The organism is Myxococcales bacterium (genome assembly GCA_022184915.1).
GTDB lineage: Bacteria > Myxococcota_A > Polyangia > Fen-1088 > Fen-1088 > JAGTJU01.
Window position 1 is genome coordinate 33,446 of record JAGTJU010000005.1, and the last position, 15,544, is coordinate 48,989.

The following is a 15,544-nucleotide window of genomic DNA, read 5'->3' on the forward strand; positions in this document are numbered from 1 at the left end:
AAACTGTCTTTCATCATGAATCTTAGCTCTTTGCTTACCCGGGCCCCCCTGACGGCCTTGGCATGCTTCGCCCTCTTTTGCCTGCCTCTCGGCTGCGCCCTTTCGGAGACCGGTCTCGAAGGGCTCGAGGACCTCAGTCCCGACGCGAGCGCCGGAGGCAGCACGCCGCTACCGCCGGGCGGCTCGGGCGGGGGTGGCGGCTCGGGCGGGGGTGGCGGCTTGAGGAAGGCCGCGGGTGAGCTTTGCACGGGTCCCGCGGAGTGTCTCACGGGCTTTTGCGCCCAGGGAGTTTGCTGTGACAGCCCGTGCACCGCGGGGTGCGCTTCGTGCGCGTTGGCCGGACTTGGTGGCAAGTGTTCGCCGCTGTCCGCGGGGACAAAGCCCCTCATCGACGGAACGTGCCAGAGGGAGCAGCCTTCGACCTGCGGCTTCGATGGCACCTGCGACGGCAGCGGCGGATGCCAGCGGCATGTGGGAGGCACGCCTTGTTCCCAGGGCCTCTGCAGCGCAGGCACGGAAACCCCGGCGTCTCTTTGCAACGGCGCCGGTGTGTGCCTTGCCCAGCCAATGAAGTCCTGCGCGCCGTACTTGTGCGACACGCGCGCCTGCGCCGCCGAATGCCGCCGGAACGACGACTGCACGGGGGCCACCCGCTGCATCGAGCGCAAGTGCCAGCTGCTCGACGCACCCGACGTAAGGTTCACGCTCAACACCCCCATCGTCGACGGGCTCGAAGACGACGTTTGGAAGGCGGTCCCGTCCTTCCCGATCAAGAACTTGGTGGCAGGCGCGGTTGGCGGTCCGGAAGACCTCACCGCGGGATTCAAGGCCATGTGGACGGCTGAGGCCTTCTACGTGATCGTCGACGTCGTCGATAACTCACTCCGCAACGACTCTCCCGAGGTGTGGCAAGACGACGCCTTGCAGATCTTCTTCGATGCCGACTACAGCCGGGGGCAGACGTACGATGGCACCGATGACCTGCAGTACATCTTCGGGTGGAACGACCCTGCCTTCAAGGAAGCCAAGCTGAACCGTGCGCAAGGCGTGACCGTGTTCTCCCGGAACAAGCAGGGCAACCTGGGTTATGTCTTCGAGGCCCGGTTTCCCTGGGCAACCTTGGGGGCCATGTCTCCCAGCCCGGGCAAGCGGATCGGCTTTCAACTCGAGGTGGACGACGACGACCAAGGCCAAGGCACCGAACGCGAAGCCCTCGTCGTGTGGTTTGGAAAGTCGGGTGAAGCCTACTTGCGTCCCGCTTCTTTTGGTGAGCTCGTGCTGACCGGCAACTAGGATGCGGCGTGCGCCCTAGGGTTCGTCGTAAGCCTTGAGCGGCCGAATCCAGATGTTCCGAAACAACACGTGGTTTCCGTGGTCCTGCAGGCGCAGCGGCCCCTGCGCGTCCTCGGGCGTGTAGGGCGGGTTGCTCTTGTGGGCCGTCGGACCGAAAAAAGAAGCTCCCGCATGGGTGACGACCCCGTTGTGCAGGACGGTCACGATGGCGGGGCTTTCGAGCTTGTTGCCGTCCACGAATCGGGGCGCCCTGAAGACGATGTCGTAGGTCTGCCACCGCCCCGGGGGCAAGGCTGCATTCACCAGGGGCGGGACCTGTCCGTACAGCGCCGATGCCTGTCCGTCGGCGTAGGTCTCGTTCTCGAAACTGTCGAGCACCTGCACCTCGAATTTTCCTAGCAGGAACACGCCGCTGTTGCCCCGGGCCTGACCGTCACCCTTCACGTCTTTCGGGGTTGCCCACTCGACATGCAGCTGGAAGTCTCGATACACCTGCTTCGTCTGCAGAGCACCTCGGCCTGTTTGCAGCACCCCACCCTTCATGAGCCAGGTCGGAGCCGCCCCATCTTCGTGTTCCCACTTCGATAGGTCAGGGCGCTGCCCCAGGAGAACCTCGGCATCCGAAGGAGGCCTTCCCGGACCTTTATCGGTACCGCACTGCCCCGGAACAACCACCGGTGGTCGCGGGCGATGGGCGTCGTGGATGTGCCATGTCCCCTGGGCCTGGAGGGGGGTGCCCGTGAAGCCTGGCTTGGTTGGAGCTGCGGGCGGTGAATCGGCCTCAGCCTGCCCAAGGCGCATCGTCAGCACCAAGATCGCAACGACTCCGGGCAGCCCGTATGGCAAGCGCAGGGGATTCATGGCGCACTTCCGCTGTCAGAGCCGGTTCCACCGAGCGGCACGAGCTGAAGCTTTCGGAACTCCATTTCCGTTCCCTCCGCCTGCAGGGCTATCTGCCCCTCGCTGGCCGTGCTCCCCGAGCCTCGGTTGACCAACTGCCCGTTGACCCAGACGGTTATCGTCGTTCCCACGGCTTCAATCACGATCGCATTCCACTCCCCCAGAGGACGTTCGGCGCCATCGGTGAGGTTCAGAATGCGCCGCGCGTCCCCTCGCCGGCCTCCCCACGCGCTTCCCTGTTCACGGGGCCGACGGATCTCCATGTTTTCAACGGAGATGTCCTCGTGAATGCACCAAAAATCACCCGCGTCTCCGCTCTGCAGTTGCACTTCGATCGATTGCGGAAACATCTTGTACAGGACTCTCGGCGTCGACGCGTGGATCAACACCCCGCCGTTCCCTCCAGCGCCCACGAAGCGGTACTCGAAGGTCAGGCGGTAGTTTTTGTAACTTTGTTTCGTCAGCAGGTGGCCCCGCGGCGTCCCCAGGCTCACGAGCAGACCGTCACGCACCACGAAGCTGTCCGGCGCACCAGGGTTCTCGTCTTTTTCGGGCACGTCCACGACCCATCCCGACAAATCCTTGCCGTTGAAGAGCTCTACGGCCGCCTGCGCCTCAGTTCCCCTCACGGGTGTGGGCACCACGACGCCGGGTCCCGGAGGCGCATGGCTGCAACTGCCCAGCGTTGCCATCGCGGTCAGGTGCACCAAAGCCCAACGACAAAGACGTGATCGACTCACTTCGACTCCTCGATTTTCAGTTTGCGAAACACCTCGGCAAGGGGAGGCCCTATGTCATCGCCCTCGAACTCTGCCGCATAGGTGTTTCCGAGATACCCCAGGTCCTGATGAATGCCCACCGCCGAGGTGTAATAGGCCCAAGCCACGCGGGACTTGAGTTCCGAAAAGAAGGACAAGCGGGGATCGGCTGCCGGGGATTCGGACCAGCTGAGCACGAGGGCGTACTGTTGATCGGGTGTAAGGGCCATAAAGAGCCCACCGAAGCGGGCCTTTGCGTCTTTATCCATGCGCGCCAAACCCTGCCTCCACGTTGCACGCCTCTCGAGGTGTTCCGGGTTGCGGGGATAGAGCGCTGCGAGGTACTCGTCGATAGTCTGCGCAACTTCCGCCTCTTGGGCACCAGGGGAGTGTTCGTCCTGCGGGATGATCTGTTCGGCGAGGTGCTCGACCGTTTTCAACTGATGGGGCGAAAAGAACCCTCGTCGCACCTGGGAACCGTCAGAGGGAGCGGCATTCACCGTTGGAAGGCGCACGAACGGCAGGCCCGCCGCTGCCAAGGCCACCGCGCCCAGCTCGCGGCGCAGGGGACGAGGTGAGACAGGTTTGGGTTCGCTCACGCGTTCATCATCATCCGGGTAAAGACTCATAAATTCCCCTTTCGAAGCTCTTCGGCGAGGTGGTCACTTGCACGCCAGGCCAGGGCCATGATTGTCCACGTGGGGTTCTGAGACCCGGCGCTCACGAAGCCGGCGCCGTCCATGACAAAGAGGTTCTTGACGTCGTGGCTTTGGGAAAAGGGGTTGAGCACGGATGTCCTGGGGTCAGTGCCCATACGCGCCGTTCCCAGCTCGTGAATCGACCAACCTGCCGGTAGCAAACGATTCGAGCTCTCGAGAACGTCGATACCTGCCGCCTCGAACATGGCACGAGCCTCGGCTTCCATGTCTTTGGCCATGGCACGCTCGTTGTCTCCGAACTTCACGTTGAACTTGAGGACAGGTATGCCCCACTTGTCCTTGATGGCAGGGTCCAAGCTCACGCCGTTGTCGAAGCGGGGCAACACTTCGCCGAAGCCTCCCATCGTGACCACAGCGCCGGCGAAGTCGCGCACCTCCTTCTTGAAGCTTTTGCCGAAGCCTTTCGCCCAGAACATGGACCGAGGCAGCATGCTGGTACCGCTGTCGCCCTCGAAACCGTAGCCCCGCACGAACCCTTCGTGTTTTCGGTCCAAGCTGCGAAACCGAGGGACGTAAAACCCTCCGGGGCGCCCATCGTCACGGGTGCGCTCTTTCTTCGCCAGACTTCGCATCATGCCCGAGATCTTGGGCCCCATGAAGTGCTCGCAAAAATTGTGACCGACGTGCCCGCTCGAGTTTCCCATGCCATTCGGATGCTGCCGCGAGCGCGACAACAGCAAGAGCCTCGTCGACTCGAGCGTCGAGGCGGCAAGCACCACCACCCGTGCCCGGGCCTCGTAGGTTTTCCGGTTGCCCGCATCCACGAACGACACACCACGGGCCTTGCCTGAGTGCGGATCCACGGTGATCTCGTGAGCGATGGCGTTGCAGCGAATTGAAAGCCTTCCGGTCTCGAGCGCAGGGTACAAGTACCCCGTGGTCGCATCGAAAGCCGCATGAATGTCGCACCCTCCCTTGCGGTGACAAGCGCCCCGCCGCAAACACCGGCTGCGGTACTTGTTGTGGGCAAGCCCGTCGGTGGTCACGCCAGCCCGATACGGCGTGACCACCCGGCCCATGCGCGCCAACGTCGCCCGCAGGTGTAGCTCGGCTTTGGTGAGGCGCGGCGTGGTCTGGAACTGACCATCGGGCATGTAGGGCAAGCCCTCGGCATGACCGGCCACGCCCAAAAAGCGATCGACGCGGTCATAGTAGGGAGCGACGTCGTCGTATGACAAAGGCCAGTCCTCGCCATATCCGTCGTGACGGGCCGCTTTGAAGTCCAGGTCGGAAAGACGCAGCGCCAAACGTCCCCAAATGTTGGTCTTCCCCCCGAGCAGACGGGCACGCACCCAGGCAAACGGTGTTCCGGTATACGGATGTTCACGCTCATTCACCAGGAGCCGCGTGCGGTAGTCGCTTCCTCCGACGTAAGAGGTCACGCGCGGCTCCGCTAAGCTGGCTGCGTAGGGAGGGCGCTTCAAGTCGTATTCGTTACGGCCGAGACTGTGCTCCTCGTAGGGGGCCGCCCCTCGTCGAGGGTGTTCATACGGCCATTCGGTCGATCGCAGCTCTTCGTCGACGTTCATGCGACCGCCGGCCTCGAGCACCAGGACCCGGAGTCCGGCAGCCGTCAAGACGTAAGCTGCGGTCCCCCCAGCTGCGCCCGAGCCCACCACGATGGCATCGTAAATCTCCTTGGGATCGAAGGCGTCAAAGGCGGCGTCGAAAGGACCCTGCATGGAGCCCATCATGAGGAGAACGAGCGCCGCAGGGAAGGACCTCCGCGCGAGGAGGACTCCTCCAGCGCTTTTTTGGCGGGTGGTGAGTAAGCGCGGTCACGCTCAGGGCTTGCCCAGGAACTTGGCGAGGATCGTTTTGACACCCACCTGGGGAAAGCGCATCGTGACTTTCACGTCCCCACCGGCCGATTGCCAGCCCCGCACTTCCCCCACTCCGAACTTCGGATGGCGAAGCTTGGCACCTATGCGCATCCCGAGATCCGGAGAGAGATCGTCGTAATGAACGGTCAAGTCGTTCGAGGCGGGTGCACCCTTGGCCGGTGGCTGGGGCGCGCGCGGAGGTGCCGGCGGCAGATGCGAGAACTCCGCCCAGCGCCCGCGTGAGGGCGTCTCCATTTCGTCCTCGACCCACGACTTCGCGCGTTCGGGAGCCTCGCGGTTCCAGCGTCCCCCCCACGGGCCCTGCCCTTCGGTGTTGGCGCCGTAGTAGGAGGGCCGTGGCTGCACGAGCGACTCGGTGCACTCGAAGGGCACGTCGCGCAGAAAGCGGCTGGGGATCCCGCCGAGCGATTGCCCCGCCAGACGACGCCGGCGCACCCGGGACAGATAGAGCTGCTCCATGGCCCGCGTGACCGCCACGTAGCAAAGCCGGCGCTCTTCTTCGATGGCGGCGTCGTCGTCGATGCTCCGCTGATGCGGAAATACGCCCTCCTCGAGGCCTGTCACGAAGACATGAGGAAACTCGAGCCCCTTGGCGGTATGCACCGTCATGAGCGAGATCGCGCCGGACTCGGGGTCGATGGAATCCGCGTCCGCCACCAGCGCCACCCGTTCCAAAAACTCCGCCAGCTCGGGGGCTTCGGCCTCCGCTTCGTACTCGCGCATCTGCGCCACGAGCTCCATGAGGTTCTCGAGCCGCCCCTCCGCCTCGAGTGAGGCGTCCTGGGCCAAGGCGTCGCGATAGCCCGAGACGTCCAACACCTGCTCGGCGAGATCCGCCGGTGACATCCCTTCGTCCACCTTCTGGCGCAAGCCCAGCATCATCGTGCAGAAGGCCTCGAGCTTTTTGCGCGGTCCTGCGCCGAGGATGTCGGGTGCTTTGACCGCCAGGGCCAGGGCATGCCACAAACTCACGCCCTCCGCCGACGCGAGGTCCTCGCACTTGTCCAGCGTGCTTTGGCCGATGCCCCGGGCCGGCGTGTTGATGATCCGCCCGAGGCCCACGGAATCATCGGGGTTCAAGAGCACACGCAAGTAGGCCAGCAGATCCTTGACCTCGGCCCGGTCGTAAAACCGGGTGCCGCCCACGACCACGTAGGGAAGATCGAGCACGCGCAAGGCCTCTTCGATCACCCGCGACTGGCCGTTCGTTCGGTAGAACACCGCAAAATCTTTGGGGGCAGCGCCCCTCTGCAGGGCGTCCCGAATGCGACTGGCCACGAACTCGGCCTCATCGCGTTCGGTCTCTCCCTCGAAGGCCAAGATGGGCGCCCCCGCAGCGCTCGAGGTGAACAGACGCTTGTCGCGCCGCTCTGTGTTTTTCGCGATGATGGCGTTCGCCACCTTGAGCACGTTGCCCGTCGACCGATAGTTTTCTTCCAGCTTCACCGTGGCCGACCCCGGGTGGTCGCGCTCGAAGTCGAGGATGTTGCGGATGTCCGCACCCCGCCAGCCGTAGATGGATTGATCCTCGTCACCCACCACGGTGATGCTGTTCGTCGCCCGTGACAAGTACCGGACCAGCCTGTACTGCACGTGGTTGGTGTCCTGGAACTCGTCGACCAACACGTGATCGAAGCGGTGCATGAGCTCGTCCCCTGCGGGTGTACCCGGATGGCATAGCTTGAGCGCCTTGAGCAACAGGCCTCCAAAGTCGATCGCGTTGGCCGCCCGCAGCCTCTCTTCGTACACCCGATAGGCCTTCGCGATCGTGTCCTCGAAGAAGTCGGCCGGTTCGAATTTGTCGGCGTCAACGCCCTTGTTCTTCGCCCTATCGATGGCGCCCAGGACCTGACGCACCGGGAACTGCTTCTCTGGCACTTTGAGATCCGTGAGAACCCGCTGCATGAGGCGACGTTGATCGTCGGTGTCGTAGATGACGAAGTCTTTGCGCAGGCCAATCGCCTCGCCGTAGCGCCGCAAAAGCCGCGCGGAGAGACCGTGGAAGGTGCCCATCCACAGGCCCCGCACCAGATGCTCTCCGCCGCCCATCAGCTTGGCCACGCGCTCGCGCAGCTCGCCCGCCGCTTTGTTGGTGAAGGTCACCACGAAGATGCGGAAGGGATCTGCTCCCTCCGACAAGAGCCGCGCCAACCGGTAGGTGATGACGCGCGTCTTGCCAGAGCCTGCCCCCGCAACGACCAGAAGCGGGGCCGCGGGGTGCATGACAGCCTCGAGCTGGGGACCGTTCAGCGTGCGCCCCAACACCTCTCGCGAGAACCGCCCGGCGGCAGAAGAGGCCGAAGACGGCCGCGGCGCAAATAGGTCCAGCGAATCCACGCCCCCTTTATTACAAAGCACCGCCCCCAATTCCACCGGCATGTGGGAAATCGCGGTCTCGCCGGACAAGGACGAGCGGCCTCACGCACGCGGGCCGGCAGGGATTGACCCCGTGCACCGATAGGCCCAGGATGGCGCGTCCCGATCGGCTGCCGTGAACGAAAGCACCATGCGTAAGCCCACCGCCTTCGTGGCCCTGCTGGCACTCGGCTTGGTCTCCCCGGCCTACGCCGACCTGCCAGCCCCTGCAGCTCGGCCCCGCGCGCCCACGCTCGAGGGGCACCTGCCGCGCGACGTGGCGCTCACCTTGGGCTCTACGGGCGCCTGGCTCCTGGGCGCAACCGTGCTGAGCGCGCCGCTCGCTCCCAGCCGCTGCCGCTGGTGTACGCCCAACGCTTTCGACCGGGGCGTGCGCGACGCGCTCGTCTGGAACGATCGCGACGCCGCCGAACTCTTCAGCAACGTCGGGATCGCCGCCGCGTGGGTCAACGGACTCGGAGCGTTGGCCTTGGTGGCGCACGCGGACGGCCGCCTCCGAGACAGCGCGCACGACAGCCTCTACGTCGCCGAGGCGGTGGGCGTGACCATGTTCCTCACCACGGCCGTCAAGCTCATGGCAGCACGGGCGCGGCCCGCCGTGTACTTCCAGAGCCCCGGCTTCGAGGCGATTGCACGCGAGGAACGCAACCTCTCGTTCTTTTCGGGTCACAGCGCGCTTTCGTTTTCGCTGGCCACCGCGGCCGGCACGGTGGCGTCGCTGCGGGGCTATCGGCACGCCCCCTGGTTGTGGGCCACGGGATTGAGCATCGCGGGCTTCACGGCGTTCGCGCGCATCGCGGCCGATAAACATTACGCCTCGGACGTGCTGGTCGGCGCGGCCGTGGGTGCGGGCGTTGGGGCGGGACTTCCGCTTTGGTTGCACGGGCGCGTACGGGAGCCGTCCGGCCCCGCCGAGGCTGTGTCGTGGCGCGTCCTCGTCATGCCCATGGCGCAGGGAGGCACGCTCGTGGGACTCGGCGCGCGCCTGTGAGCGCCTGAAGACGAGCGAGGGCCCTCTTTCGAGAGGGCGCCTCCCAAATAACCTGAGCCGTGGGCCGAAGGTCGTGAGTCTCCCTACAGAGAAGCGTTGCGCTTCCCCACTCATGACGAATCCTGAACTGGACCGAGACCTCGCTTCGTTTTTCAGGACGAAGCGCGACACCGTGGCCCGCTGGGTGCGCCGGCACCTGCCAAGTCAAGTGGACGCCGACGATGTCGTGCAGGAGGTCTTCGCGTCGGCGTGGCAGTCGCTCGCGCATTTTCGCGCCGAAGGGCAGCTGTCGACCTGGCTGTTCGTGATCGCCCATCGCAAGGCGCGCTACGTGCGTCGTGCAGCGCTGCGGGAACGCGCGGAGCTCACGGGACATTTGGGCGTATTCGACGGCGTTCCCGACGAGGATCCCGGGGCCGACGAAAAATTCGAGTGGCAAGAGACGCTCAGCATTTTGGACGCGGCGTTCATTCGCCTGCGCGAGCCTCACCGTGAGGTCATCCTCAGGGTTTACATGGAGGGCGAATCGACCCAGGAGGTGGCTGACGCCCTCGGCATATCACCGACCAACGTGGGCGTTCGGCTGTTCCGGGCGCGGCGGGCGCTCGCCGAAGAGGTCTCGAGGACGGGCAAAAAGCGTACCTCTCGCCCCGCGCGGTGAGCCCCCGCGCTCACCAGGACGCAACGGCGCCCAGGCTCGTCGAAGGCATGACCCAGGCCGTAGTCTCGTTCGCGGTGGCCGAAAGGCGCACGCCCGGACGAGGCAGCAAGCTGGTGCCCGCCACGTCGAAGCGCACGTGCCAGTGCGCCGACAGCCGCATACCGACAGCCACCGAGAGCGTCGTCATCCCAGACCAGATGGTGCTCGTGTTGCCGCGGGCGGTCCCGTCAGTATCCCCCGCCACGAAGGTGCGTCCCACGCCGGCCTGCACAGCCACGCTCAACGTGGGGCCGCGAGCATGGCTCCAGTGGGCAGCGACTTCGGCGCCTCCCCAGGCCTGAGAAACCTCCGCCTGCGCCGACGCCGACTCTGCCGTGATTGACGGAAACGGAAGCGTAGCGCCAAGGCCTACCGAGCCCCGGCGCAGAAACCGACGCGACAAAAAGAGGCGAGCGATGGGTCGTGCGCGCGCGCCCATCAAACCAAAGCCGCCGCCGACGGAGGCGCCGCTCAGCCAGCGGCCTGCCACCGGACCGGGCACGACGCCCGTGGCAACCACCGCAGGGGGTAGGGAGGGGACCGCCCCGGACGCCGCCTCCGGGGGCGCGTCCTTGGGCGCAGGTGGAGGGGCCTCCATCACCTGCGGCGCCAGTACGTAAGCCGCCAGGCGTTCGGTGGTCCGCCAGGCAAGCTCGCTGTACGTGCTCACGGTATCCGTGGGTATTGCCTGCGACGGCAAACTGGCGGTCACGACGCTCAGAAGGTCTTCGCGGCCCCCGTGACGGCGAAGCTCGGCGACGAGCGCCGTGGCGCTTTGGCGAAGCGTGATCACGATCGACGCGTCCGTGGCCTCGTTGCTCGCGACCAAGTCGTACCCCGCGGTCAAGAGCTCTCCGCGCACGCGGGCGACCACCCCGGGCGGCACGTCCGGCGCCGCCAGCACCACCACGTAGTCGATCCTCGCCGACACCCCCGCGTTCGTCTCCTGCGCCTGTACCCGCGCGGGGCTGGTGGTCGCCCCGAGCGCCGCGACCACGCCCACGCCCAGCGCGACGGAACGCCAGACGCGAAGTCTTCGCTGAGTCAATGCGGAGGCGCGGGCCTGCATGAGGAGGTACTGCCGGGCGCGTCAGCGTTTCGCTAGGGCTTTTTTGCTCCCCGTCCCAGGATCTGCTCGGCCAAGGGTGCCCGGCTGCCGTGCGGGTGCTCGCGCAAGTAGCGTCGGGCCGCCTCTTTGGCCTGGCCTTCCTCGCCTTGGCGCGTGCGGGCCACCATCAACCGCGCCAGGGCTTCTTCGGCCAACGCCCCTTTGGGCGCCTCTTTCAGATAGTCGTGGTACCAGCGGGCAGCCTGCTCCGGAGTTCCCACGCCATCGTCCATCAGGCGCCCGAGCTCGAAGGCGGCGATCTGCGCCGCGGGCGACCGGGCAAAGCGCGCGCGGAGGGCCTCGAGCGCCCGGCGTGCCAGGTGCGGGCGGCGTGAATAGCGGCTCGCGTCAGCGAGGGCCTTGAGGTCGGATAGCGGCCGCGAAGCAAGCACGTCATCAAGCCCCAAACGCTCCGCCTCCGACACCACCAGGTCGTGTTCCCCCGCCACGAGCCTTTCCTCCCAGGTCGTGGTCGGCCGCGATCGCGGGGCGAAGCTGGGAGGCACGACCGCCGTCTCGGCCGGAGGCGGGCTCGTTTCGGGCGCGACCCGGGCCCCTTCGGGCCGCGCCTCCCGTGGTCTGTCGAGGGGCTTCGCGGCTTCCCACGAACCCGTCCACGTGGGAATTTCGGCGATGGCCGGCGGCGCCTCGCGTGGGGCCCGTGCCACCTGACGAGGCTGCGGGCCACTCGCCAAGCGGAGCCTCCGCGCGCCCTGCGACGAGGCCAGGGGCGGACGGTCCCCGCTGGCAGCAGGCGTGACCCGGGCGGCTTGCACCGTCTCGGCGTTCAGCGCCTCGATCGAGGGACTGCCCGCCTCGACCACCAGCCGGTGCCCCGCGCGCAGCGGCGTGCGCGCGGCCAGCCCCGGGCCCGAGACCCGCACGCTCCCGGAGCGGAGATCGACCCGAAAGTCGCCGGTCTCCTGTTGCCAGTGCACGTCGAAGACGGTGCCGGTCACCTCGACCAGGTAAGGCCCCGCCTCCACCCGCCATGCCGCGCGTGGGCGCTTCGTCACACGAAGGTTCAGCACGCCCTGCACCAGGGTCAAGGTGGCACCGTGCTGACCGAGCTGCGAGATCACAGCCCGGCTCTTGGCGCCCACGGCCGCGACCGTGCCCTCGGAGAAGGTCAAGGTGGTGCCTTCGGGCAACGTCTCACCGACCGAGGGTGCGGACACGGCAGGCCGGCTCACGGAGGGCATCGTCACGGGTTCGACCTTGCCCTGCGTCACCGTGAGGGCCTCGTCCCGCCGCCACGTCGACCACACGAACATGGCGAGCGCCGCGCAGCAAGCCCCCACCCCGAAGGCCGTCGCCCAGGCTCCGAAAGGCCGCCTGCGATCGCGCCGGGCTGCGAACGCCAAGGCGAACCTGCGTCGCTGTTCGTGGGCCTCCAGAAGTGAAGGCGGAGGGTTGCCCTCGCGAACCAGTGCCCCAAGCGCGTCGGCTGCGGACTCGCTCAAAGCGCCCGCAGAGAGGTTCTCACGCTCGTCCATCCTCCTTGTCATAGTCTTTCCTTCCCGACCACACCCGCTGATTCCAGGTAGGGGGCCAAAACGGGATCCTTGCCAACGAGGACCCAAAGCCGTTGTTTCGCCCGCGTCAGATACCTTTTGGTGCTCGCCAACGACCACCCCATGGCCGATGCCACCTCGGTAAGTTCCATCGCCTCGACGTGGCGCAAGCAGAAGGCGATCCGATCGTCGGGTTTGAGCATGTCCAGGGCCGCCTCGAGGCGTTTGAGCGCCAAACGCACCCCCACGTCCGACGGAGCCGTGGGGGGCTCGGGAAGCGTGCCTCCCTGGCTCTCCAGACCCCAAAGCCGACGCAGCCTCCGCTTCCGGAGCTCCGTACGAATGGTCGTCATGGTGATGGCCACGACGTAGCTTCGGATCGACTCGGCCTGCCTCAAGCTGGGCAGGCTCCGGAACACCTTGATGAAGACGTCTTGAACGCCGTCGTCCGCATCAGCCCGCGACCCGAGCCCCCTGGCCATCAAGCGCCGCACCAGAGGGGCGTAGCGGTCCCACAGCTCGAGGGCGTCGCGCGACGAGCCCTGTATGGCCGCGGCCACGATCTCCGCCTCGGGGCGCGTCTCGGGAGCAGGGAACGGTGCCCTCACGAGAGTCAGGGGGGGTGTATTCGATGAGCGCAAGCGGTCGTGCCTTTGGACGGGAGACGCCCCAGAGCCTACGCACGGCTCAGTTATCTTCGGCGGATTGAGGGACAGATGGAGCGCCCCTCGCTCCCACGAACGTGCCGCTATCCGGAAAAGACCACGCAGCGCATCTCCGCTGGCCCGCGGCGCGCGGCTCATCCGCCACTTTCCGTGCCGAACAGCAACCTGAGCGTCGCGTTGTCTTCGGGCTTGCAGAACACATAAACGTGGTCGCCGGGCAGAAGCGCAACGTTTCCGCGAGGCGCCACCAGCCCCCGTCCCCGGATGATCAGCATGGCCGCCGCCGCCGGGGGAAAGGGAATGTCGGCCAGCACGTGCCCGGCCACCGCCGAGGCCTTCCCGATGTAGAAGCTCAGGATATCTCCCTCGATGTCGTCCTTGGACGCGATCTCCAGGGAGGCGGCGGGCGCGGCCGGCCCCTGGGTGGCAAGCCCCAGGCGGCGGGTGACCCACCCCAGCGTCGATCCCGGGAGCACCACGTTCACGAGGACGATGAAGAACACCAGATGAAACAGCTCGCGGGCCCCTTCCACGCCGGTGAACACGGGATAGGTGGCGAGCACGATCGGCACCGCCCCCCGCAAGCCGACCCACCCGATGAACAGCGTGTCCTTCGCCGCAAATCGAAACGGGAGCAGGCACAAGGCCACGGCCAAGGGCCGCGCCACGAAGGCCAGCACGAGAGCCAAAGCAATGCCCGACCCCGCCACCCTCGGCAGCTCGGCGGGAAACACCAGCAAGCCCAGGATCAGGAACATGCCGACCTGCGCGAACCAGGCGATTGAATCGTGCACACGGATGAGCCCCGCCCTGTAGGGCAGCTTGCCGCCGCCCATGACCATCGCCGCCAAGTACACGGCGAGAAAACCGCTGCCCTGAAACAGCGTAGGAACGGCGAAGCCCACGAGGGCCACGGCGACCGACATGACCGGGTAAAGCCCCACCGCGCCAAGGCGCGCTCTGCGGAGAAGGACACGCCCCAGCAACCCCACCACCACACCGAAGCCCCCCCCCACCAAGATCTGCACGGGCACGTCCACGAGGACCTTCCACCCGAAAGGCGCGCCCGTCGCCAGCATCGACGTCAGGGACATCGTGAGAATCACGGCCATGGGATCGTTGAGGCCGGACTCGAGCTCGAGGGTCATGCCCAGCCGCTTCGTGAGCTGAACACCACTCGCGCGGAGCGCTGAAAACACGGCCGCGGCATCGGTCGAAGACACCACCGCGCCGAGCAGGGCCGCTTCCGTCCAGGGAAAGCCGAACGACCGCGCGGCAAGGGCCAAAACCGCGGCCGTGAGCAGCACGCCCAAAGTGGCAAGGACCGCGGCGGGCTTGTAATGGCTCGTGACGACGGCAAGTGTGGTGTTCAGGCCACCGTCGAACAAGATCAACGCAAGCGCGGCCGTACCCAAACGAAACGCCAGATGGAAGTCGTCGAAGGCAATCTTCCCTAGACCCTGCGACCCGGCAAGCATCCCGATGCCCAAGAACACGAGGGGCACGGGCAGGCCCGTCTTTCCGCTCACCCGGGTCCCCAGCGCGCTCAGCATGAGCAGCACGCCCGTGGCCAGCAACACGAGCGCCGTTGCGTTGGGTTCCGCCATGCCAAGCAAAGGCATAGCGACAGGCTCGCACAGCGGCAAGGCAGGCCCCCGCCGCGACCGCTCCCGTGTGACTCGCTAGCGCTTGATCGGCATGGGAATCGTAGATTGAGGATCGTTCTGTTTGGGCGGCTTCGTACAAGGGTCCCATCCCCACAACCAATTCGCGTATTCGCGGCTGAAGGTCTGAACGCTCAGCGCCGAGCTACCCTGGATCACCACGCCCATGCCGCCCTTCTTCCAGCGCGGATTCAACATGTTGCCCCGGTGCCCGCTATCGGTACCGCCAGAATTCCACCAGCCATTGATGAGACGATCCACGGCCGCCATGGCGTCGCTGGTGTAACCACCATGAGCGCCATAGTTCTCACCGATGAAGTTTCCGCCGGTGCCCTGCCCGCCGTTGGGCATCGGGTACCAGCTGAGGTTCATCGGGCTATGGCCACTGGGATCGCTCTCGGTGTATCCCTGTGAGAACTCTTGGAGGCAGTAGTCCGCCTCGAGCATGGGACGCGCACGGCCATCCTCGGCGGCCTGCAACGCCCGCACTTCGTTGACCCGAAACAGCATACGATGTTGTGCCGCGGTCAGGTTCACGGTGCGGCTCTCGGCGTCCACGAAGCTGCACGCTTCGGTGGGTGCAGGCGTCCACGCGCCCTTGTACACGGAGGGCGCGTTACCGGCCTGGGCGGCCGTGGCCTTCGGGGAGTCGCCACAGGGCCCCGCGACCGCCACGGGAGGACTCGGACCGCCACCTCCGCCCCCGGGGACCATGGGTGACCCTCCCGCGGAACCGGGTGGCGTTTCGCTCGAACCACCCGCCCCCCCCTGGGGCGTTCCGCTCGCCCCCCCACGGGGCACGGGCCGTCCACCACCGGCGTCTGCCCCGGCGCCCCCCCCCGACACGCCTCCCGTTGCGGGCTCGGAGCCGGTTTGCTCCTCGCCTCCACAGCCCAAAGACAGAGCGGCTCCCCCAAAGAGAAGCGACAGTGACACACACAAGGCTCGCAGCACGTTCACCCCCGCGTCCAACGTGGACCCCCGTGGGGGCGTCGCGTGCATCCGTTACGTC

The 15,544-nt window shown here is 66.3% G+C and carries 13 protein-coding genes; 3 read left to right on the forward strand and 10 right to left on the reverse strand.

What is annotated here, in order from left to right:
* Positions 1 to 15: 15 nt before the first annotated feature.
* Positions 16 to 1,293, forward strand: a complete 1,278-nt coding sequence (locus KA712_18630) for a CBM9 family sugar-binding protein (GenBank protein MCG5054984.1) — start codon at positions 16 to 18, stop codon at positions 1,291 to 1,293.
* A gap of 15 nt (positions 1,294 to 1,308) precedes the next feature.
* On the opposite strand, the gene KA712_18635 is transcribed toward KA712_18630, so the two are convergent.
* The 5 genes from KA712_18635 to KA712_18655 all read right to left on the reverse strand — a co-directional run bounded on the left by KA712_18635 (position 1,309) and on the right by KA712_18655 (position 7,920).
* Positions 1,309 to 2,154 carry a DUF1080 domain-containing protein gene (locus KA712_18635; protein ID MCG5054985.1) on the reverse strand — a complete coding sequence of 282 codons (846 nt, stop codon included), beginning with the start codon at positions 2,152 to 2,154 and terminating at the stop codon, positions 1,309 to 1,311.
* Positions 2,151 to 2,933, reverse strand: a complete 783-nt coding sequence (locus KA712_18640; protein ID MCG5054986.1) for a DUF1080 domain-containing protein — start codon at positions 2,931 to 2,933, stop codon at positions 2,151 to 2,153. Before KA712_18640 ends, KA712_18635 begins: the two co-directional genes overlap by 4 nt.
* Positions 2,930 to 3,550, reverse strand: a complete 621-nt coding sequence (locus KA712_18645) for a gluconate 2-dehydrogenase subunit 3 family protein (GenBank protein ID MCG5054987.1) — start codon at positions 3,548 to 3,550, stop codon at positions 2,930 to 2,932. The genes KA712_18640 and KA712_18645 overlap by 4 nt, the downstream gene beginning before the upstream one ends.
* Positions 3,551 to 3,576: 26 nt before the next feature.
* On the reverse strand, positions 3,577 to 5,352 hold the full coding sequence (locus KA712_18650; GenBank protein MCG5054988.1) for a GMC family oxidoreductase: 1,776 nt from the start codon (positions 5,350 to 5,352) through the stop codon (positions 3,577 to 3,579).
* 102 nt (positions 5,353 to 5,454) lie between these two features.
* Positions 5,455 to 7,920: a UvrD-helicase domain-containing protein gene (locus KA712_18655; protein ID MCG5054989.1), complete on the reverse strand. Its 2,466-nt coding sequence runs from the start codon at positions 7,918 to 7,920 to the stop codon at positions 5,455 to 5,457.
* Positions 7,921 to 8,020: 100 nt separating this feature from the next.
* Here KA712_18655 and KA712_18660 point away from each other — a divergent pair, with 100 nt between their 5' ends.
* Both KA712_18660 and KA712_18665 read left to right on the forward strand, forming a co-directional pair.
* Positions 8,021 to 8,881, forward strand: coding sequence for a phosphatase PAP2 family protein (locus tag KA712_18660; protein ID MCG5054990.1), 861 nt, complete (start codon positions 8,021 to 8,023; stop codon positions 8,879 to 8,881).
* 112 nt (positions 8,882 to 8,993) lie between these two features.
* The gene (locus KA712_18665; GenBank protein ID MCG5054991.1) at positions 8,994 to 9,542 is read left to right on the forward strand and encodes a sigma-70 family RNA polymerase sigma factor; all 549 of its coding nucleotides are present in this window, start codon (positions 8,994 to 8,996) and stop codon (positions 9,540 to 9,542) included.
* 10 nt (positions 9,543 to 9,552) lie between these two features.
* Here the strand turns inward: KA712_18665 and KA712_18670 are convergent, their stop codons facing one another.
* The 5 genes from KA712_18670 to KA712_18690 all read right to left on the reverse strand — a co-directional run bounded on the left by KA712_18670 (position 9,553) and on the right by KA712_18690 (position 15,534).
* Positions 9,553 to 10,650 (reverse strand): hypothetical protein, encoded by a 1,098-nt coding sequence (locus KA712_18670; protein MCG5054992.1) that lies wholly within the window; start codon positions 10,648 to 10,650, stop codon positions 9,553 to 9,555.
* Positions 10,651 to 10,682: 32 nt separating this feature from the next.
* A complete protein-coding gene (locus KA712_18675) occupies positions 10,683 to 12,185 on the reverse strand; it encodes a FecR domain-containing protein (GenBank protein MCG5054993.1) in 1,503 nt (500 codons plus the stop codon).
* A gap of 8 nt (positions 12,186 to 12,193) precedes the next feature.
* Entirely contained in the window at positions 12,194 to 12,811 is a 618-nt protein-coding gene (locus tag KA712_18680; protein MCG5054994.1) for an RNA polymerase sigma factor, read from the reverse strand.
* A gap of 191 nt (positions 12,812 to 13,002) precedes the next feature.
* Positions 13,003 to 14,475 carry a potassium/proton antiporter gene (locus KA712_18685; GenBank protein MCG5054995.1) on the reverse strand — a complete coding sequence of 491 codons (1,473 nt, stop codon included), beginning with the start codon at positions 14,473 to 14,475 and terminating at the stop codon, positions 13,003 to 13,005.
* Positions 14,476 to 14,550: 75 nt separating this feature from the next.
* Positions 14,551 to 15,534 carry a hypothetical protein gene (locus KA712_18690; GenBank protein MCG5054996.1) on the reverse strand — a complete coding sequence of 328 codons (984 nt, stop codon included), beginning with the start codon at positions 15,532 to 15,534 and terminating at the stop codon, positions 14,551 to 14,553.
* Positions 15,535 to 15,544 lie beyond the last annotated feature (10 nt).

What these genes read in the sequence shown, in the direction of transcription:
- KA712_18660 (MCG5054990.1), top strand. Translation starts at nt 8,021, where the DNA reads ATGCGTAAGCCCACCGCCTTCGTGGCCCTGCTGGCACTCGGCTTGGTC.
- KA712_18650 (MCG5054988.1), bottom strand. Translation starts at nt 5,352, where the DNA reads ATGCAGGGTCCTTTCGACGCCGCCTTTGACGCCTTCGATCCCAAGGAG.
- KA712_18675 (MCG5054993.1), bottom strand. Translation starts at nt 12,185, where the DNA reads ATGGACGAGCGTGAGAACCTCTCTGCGGGCGCTTTGAGCGAGTCCGCA.
- KA712_18670 (MCG5054992.1), bottom strand. Translation starts at nt 10,650, where the DNA reads ATGCAGGCCCGCGCCTCCGCATTGACTCAGCGAAGACTTCGCGTCTGG.
- KA712_18635 (MCG5054985.1), bottom strand. Translation starts at nt 2,154, where the DNA reads ATGAATCCCCTGCGCTTGCCATACGGGCTGCCCGGAGTCGTTGCGATC.
- KA712_18665 (MCG5054991.1), top strand. Translation starts at nt 8,994, where the DNA reads ATGACGAATCCTGAACTGGACCGAGACCTCGCTTCGTTTTTCAGGACG.
- KA712_18690 (MCG5054996.1), bottom strand. Translation starts at nt 15,534, where the DNA reads ATGCACGCGACGCCCCCACGGGGGTCCACGTTGGACGCGGGGGTGAAC.
- KA712_18630 (MCG5054984.1), top strand. Translation starts at nt 16, where the DNA reads ATGAATCTTAGCTCTTTGCTTACCCGGGCCCCCCTGACGGCCTTGGCA.
- KA712_18685 (MCG5054995.1), bottom strand. Translation starts at nt 14,475, where the DNA reads ATGGCGGAACCCAACGCAACGGCGCTCGTGTTGCTGGCCACGGGCGTG.